The sequence below is a fragment of the Endozoicomonas sp. PH6C genome, from assembly GCF_059322965.1.
The window spans coordinates 7,150,739-7,164,825 of the sequence record NZ_CP185342.1 but is presented as its reverse complement, the minus strand read 5'-3'; the positions used below and the strand labels follow the sequence as shown (position 1 = coordinate 7,164,825).

The window sequence follows — 14,087 nt, the reverse complement described above, 5'->3', positions numbered from 1 at the left end:
GAACCTTTCCTCCTCGCTGAAAGTGCTTTACAACCCTAGGGCCTTCTTCACACACGCGGCATGGCTGCATCAGGCTTGCGCCCATTGTGCAATATTCCCCACTGCTGCCTCCCGTAGGAGTCTGGGCCGTGTCTCAGTCCCAGTGTGGCTGATCATCCTCTCAGACCAGCTACGGATCGTCGCCTTGGTAGGCCTTTACCCCACCAACCAGCTAATCCGACGCAGGCTCATCCGATAGCGCAAGGTTCGCTCCTCATAAAAGAAACGGGTCCCCTGCTTTCCCCCTTAGGGCGTATGCGGTATTAATCCGGATTTCTCCGGGCTATCCCCCACTACCGGGCAGATTCCTACGTGTTACGCACCCGTCCGCCGCTCGTCAGCAACTAGCAAGCTAGTTCTGTTACCGCTCGACTTGCATGTGTTAGGCCTGCCGCCAGCGTTCAATCTGAGCCATGATCAAACTCTTCAGTTTAAATCGTTTTGCTTCCTGTCCGAAAACAGTCCGCTGCTCAATCATTTGCAATTAAACGTACATGAATTACAGGTATGTTCGCTTGCTTGATCAGCATTTAAATCATTTCAGAGCAAAGCTCTGTTGACCGATGCTATTCGCACAAGCGCCCACACGAATTGTCTGATAATTTGTTAAAGAACTGGATTAAAACAAGAAGGTTTTAACCGGCTGATTCAGCGGTCAGCGCTGTTCAGCGAGGCCGCTATCTTACCGCGACCGTTTTTGTTGTCAAGCCTTGTCTTTGCCAAGAAGTCAAAGCGGCTTTCCAACCCGCTAAACTGACAAACACTTATGATTAATCAGTGTTGTTTTTCCTGCTCAGCGGCGGCGCATTCTACCGTGTCAGCCGATGTTGTCAACCTGACTTTTTATCAGGCGATTCAGTTCTGCTGCTGTGGCGACCTGCTCCGTTCGAGGAGGCGAACTATACAGAATTTTATGTGGGGTTCAACATGCGACAAAGCACTCACGTATTATCCCTTAATGCTTAAGAAGATTATTTTTGCCGCAGCTATTTTACCCTTCTGCCAGAGGTAAGAAACCGGCAACTGGGCCGACTTTCTCAGGATGAATCAAAAACCAGCTTAACAATCACGCATTGGTGGCCACAAAATACTTTGGATCTTCAATGACATTCACTTCTACCATGTTGCCTGCTTTCTTCAGAAGTTTCTGACAATCCTGACTCAGGTGCAGCAGGTGCAGAGTTCTGCCTGCCTTGGTATAACGCTCTGCGAGGGTATCAATGGCTTCCAGTCCGGAGTGATCGCACACTCGGGAATCGGCAAAATCGATCACTACATCATTGTTGTCGACTTTTGGTGAGAACTGTTCCAGAAAGTGAGTGGTGGAGCCAAAGAACAAAGGTCCATGCACTTTGTAAACACTGGAGCCTTCACGGTCTTCTTTCTTCTCAATCCGAATGTGCTTGGCGTGTTCCCAGGCGAAGATCAGGGCAGAAACAATGACACCGATAATGACTGCGACAGCCAAATCGGTCAGAACCGTCACGACCGATACCAGCACCAGAACAAAGGCATCGCCGCCGGGCACCTTGCGCATGATGCGAAAGCTACTCCATTCAAACGTGCCAATCACTACAATGAACATGACACCGATCAGGGCTGCAACAGGGATTCGCTCAATCAGAGAGGAAGCCACCAGTATGAATGCCAGCAGGAACAACGCTGCAGAAATACCCGACAAGCGTCCACGCCCCCCGGAGTTAACATTGATCATACTCTGGCCAATCATGGCACAGCCGCCCATACCGCCAAAAAAGCCGGTCACAATATTGGCTGCGCCCTGACCCATGCATTCACGGTTCGAGCTGCCATGAGTTTCAGTAATCTCGTCCACCATACGCAGGGTTAAGAGAGATTCAATCAAACCAATGGCCGCCAGGATCAGAGAGTAGGGCAGAATAATCAGAAAAGTCTCCATGCTCAATGGCACCATGGGAATACTGAATTCAGGTAATCCACCGGCAATGCCTGCTACATCACCTACGGTTCGGGTATCAAGATCAAGGCCAATGACCAGCAGCGAAACCACAAGAATGGCTGCCAGAGAAGAAGGAATCGCCGTCGTCAGTTTAGGCAAAAAGTGAATAATGGCCATGGTCAAAGCCACCAGTCCCAGCATCATGCCGAGCTCACTTCCCTGCATCCAGGCTATATCGATAACACTGCCTTCCATGAAGGTTCCAGACAACCAGCCTGTCGCACCCTCTACACCAAATTGACCCAGCTGAGCCAGGAAAATAACGATCGCCAGGCCGTTAACAAAGCCCAGCATCACCGGGTGGGGCACCATGCGAATAAATTTACCCAGCTTCAACGCCCCTGCCAGAACCTGAATAATCCCCATCAGTACAACGGTTGCAAAGAGATACTGAACACCGTGGTCGGCCACCAGACTGACCATAACCACAGCCAGTGCACCAGTAGCACCAGAAATCATGCCCGGACGACCACCGATTGCAGCTGTGATAAGACCTACCATAAACGCAGCGTAGAGACCCACTAGTGGTTCAACACCCGCAACAAATGCAAAAGCTACCGCTTCGGGCACCAATGCCAGTGCTACCGTCAGACCTGACAACAGGTCATTTTTCATGGTAGCTACCTTACTAGCTTTAAGATCGAACAACATTGCCTCCGATTCAAACAGGCAGGTGGGTGGCGAAAGATTAGTTTTTAATTATACGAGCCGAAATGGGTTTGTCGGATAGAAAACCGTTTTAAATAGCTCTATGCCCAATAAAAGGAACACTGCTCTGTTTGATAAACAGAGGCAAAGAGTTAATTTTCAGGGAGAAACATTACGTGAATTCTAAAGAAGAGACTGGCAGAAGACAACGACCAGATAGTCTTGAAAATGACGGTTCCTGACCCGTTCGATTGTTGTCAATGATAGAATCAGAATCCTGTCGTTCATTCTCTTAACTCGCTCAGAAGCATCAGCTACAGGCTTTCTGAATGCAATGGTTTATTTCCTGAATTTTATGACAACAGTGCCGGCAATTTTGTCATGCCATCCTTGCCTTTTTTTATCCACTACGATCCAGAAAAAACCCAAAAACAGGGGTAAAATTGAGATAAAGTAAGCCAGGTAGCGAATGATAGACTGAGACAGGCTTGGAGCAAGGCCGGTCTTTTCATCAACGACTTTCATGGTAATAAGCATTTTGCCCGGTGTAGCGCTCTTGTAATGCCAGAACAAGACAACCGCCATCGCCGGAAATAACCAGTTGATCATGATATCGACCGGATCCAGGAGCTGCTTTGAATCTTTCATTGTCATCTGGTTACCGTCAATCATCATGGCAAGCGGTAGAGTAATGATGATCAGAACCAGTGTATCGATCAACGTTGCCCAGAATCGGTCGAGAAATCCAGCATATTCAAAGTTGTCTGATCTTTGAGGATTTAAATCGAGCTCAGACATTATCAGTCTCCTGGTTTACAGTCATCTGTCATTAGCGGTAGAGTCGGCAAACCCAGTCAAATTCTTAGTCTGCCGGAAGGACTGCGGAACCTTCCGAATGCTATCTCAACCCTGTGAAAGCAGATCTTTAATGGATGACTCCAGTTCCTGAGGCTTGGTTGTGGGTGCATATCGCGCAACCACTTCACCCTGACGATTCAAAAGAAACTTGGTGAAGTTCCACTTAATATTTTTAGTCCCCATTAAACCGGGCGCTACTTGCTTCAGATCCTTGTAGAGATTAGCAGCACCGTCGCCATTCACTTCTACTTTTTCAAAGACAGGAAATGTGACGCCATAATTTTTTTCACAAAAAGCACCGATTTCACTACTGTCACCGGGCTCCTGTTTGCCAAACTGGTTACAGGGAAAACCCAACACCACCAGCCCCTGCCCTTGATACTTCTTGTGCAGTTCTTCCAATCCTTTGAACTGAGGAGTAAAACCACACTGACTTGCAGTATTAACAATCAACACTACCTTGCCTTTATATTCAGCCAGAGACTGAATATCTCCGTTTAACAGTGGCATTTCGTATCTCAGAACATCCATTAAGTCTATCCTTATCTGGTTTAGGAAGGTTATACCTCATTTTTTCCAAATTGGATGAAAAAAATAAAATTAGCAGGGCTTTAGTATCAGATAGAGTCACGGAACGGGAATAAAAAAAGGCGGCTTGGGACGAGCCGCCAAAACGATGAGGATATGCGAGTCACTGGTAGCTGTTTACCAGTTAATCAGGTCAAAAAGTCTAGTTTCGATAGGCGACTCCTTTCTTCTTGTCAATGAGAATGATTCTCATTCTATACCTAACCTGCCCTTTTGCAAGTTAATTTTTGTTTTTTTGAAAAATACAAGGCGCCCACGGTCACGATTATTCTGCCAGCCCTTCGTTGATCGCCTGCTCCAGTGCATCCATGGCTTCCTGAGCATCCGGACCAGAGGCTTTGACTTCTATGGTGGTGCCTCTGGTAATCCCGAGACTCAATAGTTTCATCAGGCTTTTGCCGTTAATAAATGCGCCACTTTTATCAGGGTTTCTTACGTCTATCCGGCACTCAAAAGGCTTGATAGTGGATACAAAGACCTTACCAGGACGGGCATGCATTCCATTCGGATTAAAAATAGTGAACGCCCGGCTAAGCACTTCCTTTTCCGGTGCAGGCCAGACACTCCCTCTTGACGCCATAGCTTTCAATGCAAATGGAGAGTTAGAATCAACACGTCTACGAACCCGTTCTTCAGAAATCAGCTCAGGCACTCTGGGCGGAGAATTAATAGCATCAATAACGTCCTGGGGTTTTTCTGTTTTTGCCAGAGTGCTGCATAGCTCGTCGTTACCGAGCATTCGTGTCAGCCCTCTCAAAATCTGCAGATGTTCATTGGAGCAGGCTGCTATGCCAACAGCCATGAAGACCTTTTCACCGTCACCCCAGTCAACGCCGCGAGGAAACTGGAGAATGACCACGCCGGTTTTGATGACAGCATCACGAGTGTTCGGCGTACCATGGGGGACAGCAATACCATTTCCAAGGAACGTGGAGGAAATGGCTTCACGCATTTTTAAACCAACCGTGTAAGCTTCAGTGGTATATCCGGCCTCAACCATTTTCTGGCCGACTAGCTCTATTACCTCCAGCTTATTTTCAGCAGACTGATTCAGGAAAATATTGGACAAGTTCAGTGTTAACATATGAGCCAGATCGTTACGGCAGAGTCTGGAATATTAGCTGAACTCCATCACCAGTGACGACCAGGCTTCAGACATCAGCGTATCTTTCAGCATTATCCAGCAGCGCAGGATCAATGACTCTGCATTTGTGGTGCTTCTTTCAATACACTCCGGCGCTTCCCTGACCCGATCCAGTAAAATGGCATCACCACTGCAACCCAGAAAAAATCAAAAACAGGAGAAAGATTGAGATGAAGTGGATCAGACAGCGAATAATAATAGACCCAAAGCAATGCCGGTATTTTCAGCAACAATTTTCACAATGACAATCTTTTTGTCCGGTGCAGAAGTCCTGTAATGCCAAAAAGACAACCAGCGCCGGAAAAAACCATTTGATCATGATATCTCCCGGCACTGAGGCTGCCCTGAATTTTCAATCATCAGCCAATTGCCATCAGCCGTTGGGTAGGCAGGGGCAAAGTAACGATCATCAGAAACGAGATCTTGAATCCAGCTCACAAAACGGGAGTCTCCCCATTTATAGCCATGCTACTCATCAGAAATCGTCACAAGCCCGATTCATACAAACTGTTTCACCTTTTCGGCATCAACGTAAGATCTACCACCTTAAAGTGACCTGAGCGCCCCTTTAATTGAGAACCAGGAGAGGGAACGAAACTGACGCCTCTAGGATCACGCTTGTTCATCCTGAAGTTATTAAACCCGTACCTGGGAAAGCGGATCGCTTTTGATTCTAATCTCAGATCCTCCACTACATCCCCATTAGGCAAAGCAAGTAAACCAACAATCTCGGCATTGTAGACAACACCCACCCCATAACGATTGTCGGAGGTCAAATTAAGTTCGAGCGCAGGGCCATTCGACAAAAAATAGGGGTCCAGTGAAGGGAGGGTATGATCCAATTCAGTTCGAAAGAATAAGGAATCCTGAGTGTATTGGCTAAACTGCCGACTCAGCAGCATCCAGTTCATGACAGCAAGACCATACTGAGTTTCGACATAAGAATCTTGGAGATAGGGTCCAGCATTTGTTATCTCCAGCTTGTACCGCACTTCCTTCACAGCTGCCTTATCATCACTCTTATCGGTTAGGACCAAATCCCATGTTTCGAGCGGCACGTAGAAAAGCTGTCCTGTTGCCAGTTGCTCCAGTTTGATAATACCCCAAAAGCTTTCTCCATCCAGCTGATCAATGCCGAAGCCCGCCTCGGGGTTATTCAACAGCGACTCATCGACGCAAAAGCGTTCAAGTTCACCATCTTGATCGCCTCGCAGCAGCATACTGGCCAAATTGTAGTCATACTCGTGACTGTCAGTGCTAGACATCTTTTTAAACGGTGTGACAATTTTGAGTGCAAAAGGTGACGGCGTATCACTTAAACAATACTCCTCGCCGCAAATACCTTTCGACTCCCCACAAGAAAACTGGTATCTCGACTCTTTCGTAACCTTCGAATCCGGAGGAGCCTTGGCATCAGGAGGAACCTTGGCATCAGGAGGAACCTTGGCATCAGGAGGAACCTTGGCATCAGGAGGAACCTTGGCATCAGGAGGAACCTTGGCATCAGGAGGAACCTTGGCGTCAGGAGGAACCTTGGCATCAGGAGGAATCTCGTGATCAAGAGGAGCCGCTAAAGGAGAGGCCAGGGCGGCGGGAACAGAAAAGGCCAGAGCCAAGCTCAGGCAGGAGACTCTTAACAGATTCATGACTAGAATCCTCACAGTTAATTACATACTCTTGAGGTCAATGCCACTGGCTGAGACTAGTCGATCTCTGCCTGAATGCAAATTAGTCACACGAGAAATTCAAAGAAAGGAATGTGAAACCATAATTTTTTTTATAAATGATAAGCACCGATTTCACTTGGCTTCAGACATTGGCGTACTTCTCAGCATGACCCAGCCAGCGCAGGATCAATGGCTCTGCGTTTTGTGGTGCTTCTTTCAAGACACTCTGGGCTGCATCCCTGACCTGATCCAGCAAAATGGCATCCCGTTCAAGATCGGCTACCTTGAACTGGGCAAGCCCGGTCTGTCGGGTACCGAGTACTTCACCCGGTCCACGTAATTCCAGGTCTTTTTCAGCAATGACAAAACCATCGCTCGAGTCACGCATGACTTGCAAACGCTCTCTACTTTGCTGCGAAAGCGGGGCGTGATACATCAGAAGACAGTGGCTCGCTATGCTGCCCCGTCCGACACGACCTCTTAGCTGATGCAATTGAGCCAGACCCAGACGCTCCGGGTTTTCAATAATCATCAGGCTGGCATTGGGTACATCTACTCCTACTTCGATAACTGTAGTGGCCACCAACAGATGCATGTGTCCGGATTTGAAAGCATCCATCACTTCAAGCTTTTCAGCCGCTTTCATTCGACCATGAACCAGTCCTATAGAAAGCTCAGGCAATGCCTCACGTAACTGTTCAGCCGTCACCTCAGCTGCCTGGCACTGCAAGACTTCTGATTCTTCAATCAAGGTGCAGACCCAATAGGCCTGACGCCCCTCCAAACAGGCTGAGCGCAGTCGCTCTATCACCTGATCACGGCGGTCATCGCCAATCACGACCGTATTAACCGGTGTTCTGCCCGGAGGTAATTCATCGATAACGGAACAATCCAGATCAGCGTAGGCACTCATAGCCAGCGTTCGGGGAATAGGCGTTGCGGTCATAATCAGCTGATGAGGTTGCCCACCTTTTAACTCACCCTTTTTTCGCAGCGCCATTCTCTGATGCACACCAAAACGATGTTGCTCATCGATAATGGCCAGACCCAGCTTCTTGAATTGCACGTCTTCCTGAAAGAGGGCATGAGTGCCCACAACCACAGCCGCATCGCCCCGGGCAATCTCTTCCAGAACCTGCTGACGTTTCTTCCCTTTGGTTTTTCCTGACAAATAGGCGACAGAAACCCCCAGAGGTTTCAGCCACTCTTTAAAGTTTTTTTCGTGCTGCTCAGCGAGTATTTCCGTGGGAGCCATAACAGCAGCCTGATAATCGTTCTCGACCGCCTGAAGTGCCGCCAGGGCAGCCACCACTGTTTTACCCGAACCCACGTCGCCCTGAACCAGTCTCAACATGGGATCAGGCTTCATCATATCCTCACTGATTTCCGCCAGTACTTTTTCCTGAGCTCCCGTCAGGGAAAATGGCAGCTGCTCACGAAAATCACGGGTTAGCGTCTGCCTGGGTGACATTGCATAACTTTTTACTGTTCGGATCAGGCTACGCAGCTTCTGCATACTCAGGTTGTGAGCCAGAAGTTCTTCAAAAGCCAGTCGTATTTGCGCCGGATGGCAACCTTCAGAAAGCAGTTCAACAGAAACATCGGGGGGAGGCGAGTGCAGGAACTCCACCGCATCCACCAGCGCGCCAAGCTGGTACTGCCATCTGACATTTTCAGGCAGCCACTCCTGAAGTGCATCAGGATGATCGAGTTTTTCCAGCGCCTGTACACAAAGGCTCCGAATTCTCTGCTGGTTAAGCCCTTCAGTTGCCGGATAGACAGGCGTCAGGGTTTCCTCAACATCCAGATCATTATCCGGTTTGATGACCCGGTATTCAGGGTGATAAATCTCAAGACCGCTGGCTCCTCTTCGGGGCTGACCAAAACAACGAACCTCAGTACCGGGTTTGAGGCTATTCTTCTGTGCGCTGGAGAAATGATAGAACCGCAATCCCACAGAACCGGTGCCATCACTGATGCGGCAAAGCAGACTCTGGCGCTTCCCCATCAAAACATCAGACGCTACAACAGAGCCCTGAATGACATAATCCCCTTCCGGATGAATAGCGGCAATAGGTGTAATGCGGGTACGATCCTCGTACCTCAGGGGCAGGTGAAAAAGCAGATCCTGCAGGTTGTGAATATGGATTTTTGCCAGCTTGTCGGCAAGTGCAGCCCCAACACCTTTCAGCGCTGTCACAGGAATCTCATGCAGGGGCTTCACCATATCACCTCAATAAACTGCTATTACTTTTTATTCATTTCGCTTCCGTTACAGAGCATAGCCTGAGAGCACTGGACAATGCATCTATTGCCTTGGGTCTCGGAAAACTGGCACGCCAGGCCAAAGCAACTGTCCGACTGGGTGATGGCGAGCGAAAAGGCTTTGACGACAATACATCGGGCGCATAGTGGCTACCGACCAGGGCCGATTCAGGCAGCACACTAATGCCCATTCCGGAAGCCACCATATGGCGGATGGTTTCCAGAGAAGAGGCCTCGATGCCGCTTCCATCATCACCGGCATCGTTTTTCTGAGCCAGTAGCGGACAGGCCTCCATAACCTGATCCCGGAAACAGTGGCCTTCACCCAGGAGCAGTAACTCTTCGTTCACCAGCTCTGCGGGATCTATATCCTGCTTCGACAGCCAGGGATGCCCGGCTGGCAATAAAACCCTGAAAGGATCGTCATACAAAGGCAGGGTCAATACATCAGGCTCGGTAAACGGCAAGGCGATGATAATGGCGTCCAACTCGCCCATCCTCAGTTTTTTTCGCAACACCGCAGTAAAATTTTCTTCTATATACAGAGGCATTTTAGGCGCCACCTGTGCCAACTGAGGCACAAGGTGTGGAAACAGATAAGGCCCGATGGTGTATATAGCCCCCACCCTCAGGGGAGTGCTCAACTGATCGCGCCCGGCTTTGGCAATCTGTTTGATGCCCGACACTTCTTCCAGAACTTTCCGGGCCTGACTGATCACCTTTTCCCCCATCGGGGTCACCCGTACCGAATTTCGCGATCGTTCGAAAAGTGCCAGCCCGAGTTCATCTTCCAGCTTTTTCACCCCCACACTGAGCGTAGGCTGGCTGACATGGCATTTGGCAGCAGCACGCCCAAAGTGCTGCTCCTGAGCAAGAGTCACAATATAGCGCAATTCTGTGAGAGTCATAATGATAGGCGCCTGCCAGGAAAATACCAGAACACTGTAAATTTAAACAGTTTTTTTTTCAAACTATTCCTTTGGCTTTCTGTCAAAAGCAGAGGGTGTATTACCAGAGCCACAGAGAGAAACGTCCAATTTAAGTAAGGTTACTTGCATTTCCCTGAAGATAAAGGACACTCACGGGTGTCCTTTTTTTAAAAAATGACGGGGCCGCTATGAATAAAAATGTATTGATCGCCGGTTGTGGTGATGTCGGTTGCGAGTTGGCACAGCAGCTTCTGGACACAGGTAATTACTTCGTCTGGGGATTACGCCGGAGCATCGACCGTTTACCCGGGGGCATTCATCCTGTAAAGGGCGACCTCTCGAATCCGGAGCAGCTGGGCGAATGGCCCAACAAAATTGACTATGTCGTCTATGCGGCCGCTGCCGATGGACCCGGTCAAGACAATTATCATAAAGCCTATTTAAGAGGTCTTTCCAACGTTCTTTCCCGCCTTCAGGCAGACGGCCATCGGCCAGAACGAGTGCTCTTTACCTCCAGTACCAGCTGTTACCACCAGAATGATGGTCAGTGGGTGGATGAAACCTCACCCACGAATCCTGGTCGTTATTCCGGGAAGATCATGCTGGAAGCAGAAGCCATTTTGATCAACAGTCCATTTCCTGCAACAGCCGTTCGCTTTGGCGGTATTTATGGTCCCGGAAGACATCGCATGATCAACCGGGTAAGAGCCGGTGAAGGTTGCAAAGCAGAGCCTGTCATCTACGGCAACCGTATACACCGTGATGACTGCGCCGGTATTCTGGCTCACCTGATTCAAAGTGATGAACAGAAACTTCTCGTTGACTCCCTGTACCTGGGCGTTGACCACGAACCCGCACCATTATACGAAGTACTGCACTGGCTGGCGGATCAACTCGATATAGCGCTGGATGACAACCATCCTGCTCCCCAGCCCCAGAGAGGCAGCAAACGTTGCAGCAATCAAAGAATTGTTGATGCAGGTTACACTTTCAGGTTCCCAAACTATAAAGCTGGCTACTCAGAGCTTTTAAGCTCAATGTCTTCTGAGTAATTCTTGTTAAAGGAATATGAAAAAAATCGCTTATCGGATAGAGCGCTGCGCTCAAAGGACAGACTTGGAACAAGAAGAAATATAACAACCATGCAGCCAGGAAAATGGGTTTATCTGACAAACATCCTTCCGCCTGTGGCTGAGATATTTTTAACTGCGAGCGAAAAAAGCCTGCACAGAAAAAAATACCTCAATACTCGATGGAGAGATTCCCTGAGTATAATCCCCCCGGATAGCTATTAAAAAATCACCTCAACTCCAGAATGGCATCAATCTCGACCGGAACACCTTTGGGTAACTCTTTGACGCCAATAGCAGCACGGGCAGGGTAGGGCTGAGTGAAATACTCGGCCATAACCTCATTGACCGCATTAAAATTGCTGAGGTCGGTAAGGAAAATGCCCACTTTTGCCGCATCCTGAAGTTCCCCACCAGCAGCTTCGGCAATGGCTTTCAGATTTTCAAAGCAACGTCGGGTCTGCGCCTTGAAGTCTCCCTGCTCCAGTTCCATGGTCTCCGGAATCAGAGGAATCTGGCCGGAAACATAAACGGTCGTTCCCGCCTTAACCGCCTGAGAATAGGTCCCAATGGCCTGAGGCGCATTCTCAGTGTTTATGGTCTGTCTGTTACTCATTATGCGCTCGCTTCTAAACAGAAAAGAGCCAAATAGTAAGGGACAACACGTATTTTTCAAGTCCCTCTGAAGTTTTCGCCCATAAACGAGGCTCCTAGGCTTCTCTGCGACGGTTAATGGAGTGAACGCCCTTGATCACACGAAGGCGTTTAATGATTCGGGCCAGATGGAGACGATCCCTTACCTTGATCACCAGCTGAACCATGCAGAAGCTGGCATCACGCTCTTCCATGCTGATTTTTTCGATGTTGCCCTCCACTGCAGTGACACTGGTTGCCAAAGAAGCAATCATGCCTCGGTGGTGCTCCAGCTCTACCAACAACTCGACTGTGAATTCGCCGGAAACATCTTTGTCCCAATCCACCTCCAGTACTTTTTCAGGGCTATGACGAATATCAGCAATGTTTTTACAGCTTTCGGTATGAATCACGATGCCACGGCCTGAGCTGACGTGCCCGACAACCGGGTCACCCGGAATCGGGTAGCAGCACCTGGCAAAGCTGATCACCATGCCTTCCGTGCCCCGGATCGACAGTGGTTTCTCTGAGTCAGAAGTATCGATCTGGTTTTTTTCTGCTTCCACACTGCCAGGCTCCATCAGCATACGTGCAACGACGTATGCCATGCGGTTGCCTAAGCCTATATCTTCCAGAAGGTCATCCACAGTATCGAATTTCAGCGCTTCAATCTGACCTTTCAGAACCTGGTCGTCCATATCATCAAGATGACTCTCGAAGCTGACCAGAGCCTTGTTCAACAGTCGACGACCAAGGGCAATGGATTCATTGCGCCGCTGATTCTTGAGGAAGTGACGTATATTGGATCGGGCTTTTCCGGTCACAACAAAATTCAACCAGGCGACATTAGGTCTTGCACCGGGCGCTGTGACCACTTCTACCGTCTGCCCACTCTGCAATGGTTGACTCAGGGAAGCCAGACGACGGTCAATGCGACAGGCTACACAAGTGTTACCCACATCAGTATGCACGGTGTAGGCAAAATCAACAGGAGTGGCACCCTTGGGTAATTCAAGAATATGCCCCTTGGGTGTAAAGACGTAAACTTCGTCCGGGAACAGGTCGATCTTAACGTTCTCAATAAACTCCAGTGAATCACCGGCATTCTTTTGCAGTTCCAGAACACCTTTAAGCCACTGACGTGTACGGGCATGACTGCCGGACAGCGCTTCATCTCCGGATTTATAGAGCCAATGAGCAGCAATGCCATTATTGGCCATATCCTCCATTTCCTGGGTACGGATCTGGATCTCGATGGGAACGCCATGCATACCAAAAAGACTGGTATGAAGTGACTGATAGCCGTTGGCCTTGGGGATAGCAATGTAGTCTTTGAAACGCCCCGGAATAGGCTTGTATAGATTATGAACCATGCCTAACGCACGGTAACAGGAGTCGGCACTCTCAACTATGATACGGAATGCGAACATGTCCATGATTTCGGCAAAGGACTTGCTCTGGTTACGCATCTTTCGATAGATACTGTAAAGGTGCTTTTCCCGTCCTACCACCCGGCCCATCAGGCCGACTTCTTCAAGGCGGGCAGCAATGGCTCTCTGAACCTGACCGACAAGATCCTTGCGATTACCCCGAGCCTCTTTTACTGCCTGACGTATCATTCGGGATCTCATGGGATACATGGCCTGAAAGCCGAGATCTTCAAGTTCAATCCGCAGATTGTGCATACCCAACCGGTTGGCAATCGGCACGTAAATGTCGAGGGTTTCTCTGGCAATCCGACGACGCTTGTCGGGTCTGAGAACACCCAGAGTACGCATATTGTGAAGTCGGTCTGACAGCTTGACCAGAATGACCCGGATGTCCCGTGCCATGGCCAGAGCCATTTTCTGGAAGTTTTCGGCCTGGGCCAGAGTCTTGTTTTCAAACTGCATGTGCGTCAGTTTGCTGACTCCGTCAACCAGATCGGCTACCACTTCACCGAACTGTTCGTGAATGGCAGATTTTTCAATTCCGGTATCTTCGATAACATCATGCAGCATGGCGGCCATCAGACTATGATGGTCCATGTGCATGTCTGCAAGAATCGCAGCTACTTCGAGGGGGTGGGTAATATAAGGCTCACCACTACGCCGGGTCTGACCGTCGTGAGCCTGTTCAGCGTAATAGTAAGCCCTACGAACAAGATTCACCTGTTCGGGATTCAGGTAGGACTTCAAGCGGCCGGCAAACTCTTCAATAGTCAGCAAAGCCCGCTCCTCCTGTGCAGCCATCCAGCCATCCAGAACATCTCCGGGAGAGATCTGGAGG

The 14,087-nt window shown here is 49.2% G+C and carries 10 protein-coding genes and 1 other annotated feature; of the genes, 1 reads left to right on the top strand and 9 read right to left on the bottom strand.

Annotated features, from left to right (window positions below; translation table 11 throughout):
- Nucleotides 1-472 (bottom strand) — a sequence feature (16S ribosomal RNA rRNA prediction is too short).
- Between the two features lie 633 nt (nucleotides 473-1,105).
- The 7 genes from ACOMG9_RS25670 to ACOMG9_RS25640 form a co-directional block, all read right to left on the bottom strand.
- Nucleotides 1,106-2,632, bottom strand: a complete 1,527-nt coding sequence (locus tag ACOMG9_RS25670; protein ID WP_422473277.1) for a SulP family inorganic anion transporter — start codon at nucleotides 2,630-2,632, stop codon at nucleotides 1,106-1,108.
- A gap of 372 nt (nucleotides 2,633-3,004) precedes the next feature.
- On the bottom strand, nucleotides 3,005-3,463 hold the full coding sequence (locus ACOMG9_RS25665) for an RDD family protein (RefSeq protein WP_422136281.1): 459 nt from the start codon (nucleotides 3,461-3,463) through the stop codon (nucleotides 3,005-3,007).
- 105 nt (nucleotides 3,464-3,568) lie between these two features.
- Nucleotides 3,569-4,054 carry a glutathione peroxidase gene (locus ACOMG9_RS25660; RefSeq protein WP_422136280.1) on the bottom strand — a complete coding sequence of 162 codons (486 nt, stop codon included), beginning with the start codon at nucleotides 4,052-4,054 and terminating at the stop codon, nucleotides 3,569-3,571.
- A 322-nt stretch (nucleotides 4,055-4,376) separates the two neighbouring features.
- On the bottom strand, nucleotides 4,377-5,195 hold the full coding sequence (locus tag ACOMG9_RS25655) for an HPr family phosphocarrier protein (protein ID WP_448215245.1): 819 nt from the start codon (nucleotides 5,193-5,195) through the stop codon (nucleotides 4,377-4,379).
- A 572-nt stretch (nucleotides 5,196-5,767) separates the two neighbouring features.
- Nucleotides 5,768-6,901, bottom strand: a complete 1,134-nt coding sequence (locus tag ACOMG9_RS25650; RefSeq protein ID WP_494529607.1) for a hypothetical protein — start codon at nucleotides 6,899-6,901, stop codon at nucleotides 5,768-5,770.
- A gap of 163 nt (nucleotides 6,902-7,064) precedes the next feature.
- Nucleotides 7,065-9,149, bottom strand: a complete 2,085-nt coding sequence (gene recG, locus ACOMG9_RS25645) for an ATP-dependent DNA helicase RecG (RefSeq protein WP_448215243.1) — start codon at nucleotides 9,147-9,149, stop codon at nucleotides 7,065-7,067.
- A 31-nt stretch (nucleotides 9,150-9,180) separates the two neighbouring features.
- On the bottom strand, nucleotides 9,181-10,095 hold the full coding sequence (locus ACOMG9_RS25640; protein WP_448215242.1) for a hydrogen peroxide-inducible genes activator: 915 nt from the start codon (nucleotides 10,093-10,095) through the stop codon (nucleotides 9,181-9,183).
- A gap of 209 nt (nucleotides 10,096-10,304) precedes the next feature.
- Here ACOMG9_RS25640 and ACOMG9_RS25635 point away from each other — a divergent pair, with 209 nt between their 5' ends.
- Nucleotides 10,305-11,168: an SDR family oxidoreductase gene (locus tag ACOMG9_RS25635; protein WP_448215241.1), complete on the top strand. Its 864-nt coding sequence runs from the start codon at nucleotides 10,305-10,307 to the stop codon at nucleotides 11,166-11,168.
- Nucleotides 11,169-11,415: 247 nt separating this feature from the next.
- Here ACOMG9_RS25635 and ACOMG9_RS25630 read toward each other — a convergent pair whose 3' ends face one another.
- The gene (locus tag ACOMG9_RS25630; protein WP_317144337.1) at nucleotides 11,416-11,802 is read right to left on the bottom strand and encodes a RidA family protein; all 387 of its coding nucleotides are present in this window, start codon (nucleotides 11,800-11,802) and stop codon (nucleotides 11,416-11,418) included.
- Nucleotides 11,803-11,896: 94 nt separating this feature from the next.
- Nucleotides 11,897-14,026: a bifunctional GTP diphosphokinase/guanosine-3',5'-bis pyrophosphate 3'-pyrophosphohydrolase gene (spoT, locus tag ACOMG9_RS25625; protein ID WP_448218591.1), complete on the bottom strand. Its 2,130-nt coding sequence runs from the start codon at nucleotides 14,024-14,026 to the stop codon at nucleotides 11,897-11,899.
- Between the last annotated feature and the right edge of the window lie 61 nt (nucleotides 14,027-14,087).

What these genes read in the sequence shown, in the direction of transcription:
- ACOMG9_RS25670 (WP_422473277.1), bottom strand. Translation starts at nt 2,632, where the DNA reads ATGAAAAATGACCTGTTGTCAGGTCTGACGGTAGCACTGGCATTGGTG.
- ACOMG9_RS25665 (WP_422136281.1), bottom strand. Translation starts at nt 3,463, where the DNA reads ATGTCTGAGCTCGATTTAAATCCTCAAAGATCAGACAACTTTGAATAT.
- ACOMG9_RS25640 (WP_448215242.1), bottom strand. Translation starts at nt 10,095, where the DNA reads ATGACTCTCACAGAATTGCGCTATATTGTGACTCTTGCTCAGGAGCAG.
- recG (WP_448215243.1), bottom strand. Translation starts at nt 9,149, where the DNA reads ATGGTGAAGCCCCTGCATGAGATTCCTGTGACAGCGCTGAAAGGTGTT.
- ACOMG9_RS25660 (WP_422136280.1), bottom strand. Translation starts at nt 4,054, where the DNA reads ATGGATGTTCTGAGATACGAAATGCCACTGTTAAACGGAGATATTCAG.
- ACOMG9_RS25655 (WP_448215245.1), bottom strand. Translation starts at nt 5,195, where the DNA reads ATGTTAACACTGAACTTGTCCAATATTTTCCTGAATCAGTCTGCTGAA.
- ACOMG9_RS25630 (WP_317144337.1), bottom strand. Translation starts at nt 11,802, where the DNA reads ATGAGTAACAGACAGACCATAAACACTGAGAATGCGCCTCAGGCCATT.
- ACOMG9_RS25650 (WP_494529607.1), bottom strand. Translation starts at nt 6,901, where the DNA reads ATGAATCTGTTAAGAGTCTCCTGCCTGAGCTTGGCTCTGGCCTTTTCT.
- ACOMG9_RS25635 (WP_448215241.1), top strand. Translation starts at nt 10,305, where the DNA reads ATGAATAAAAATGTATTGATCGCCGGTTGTGGTGATGTCGGTTGCGAG.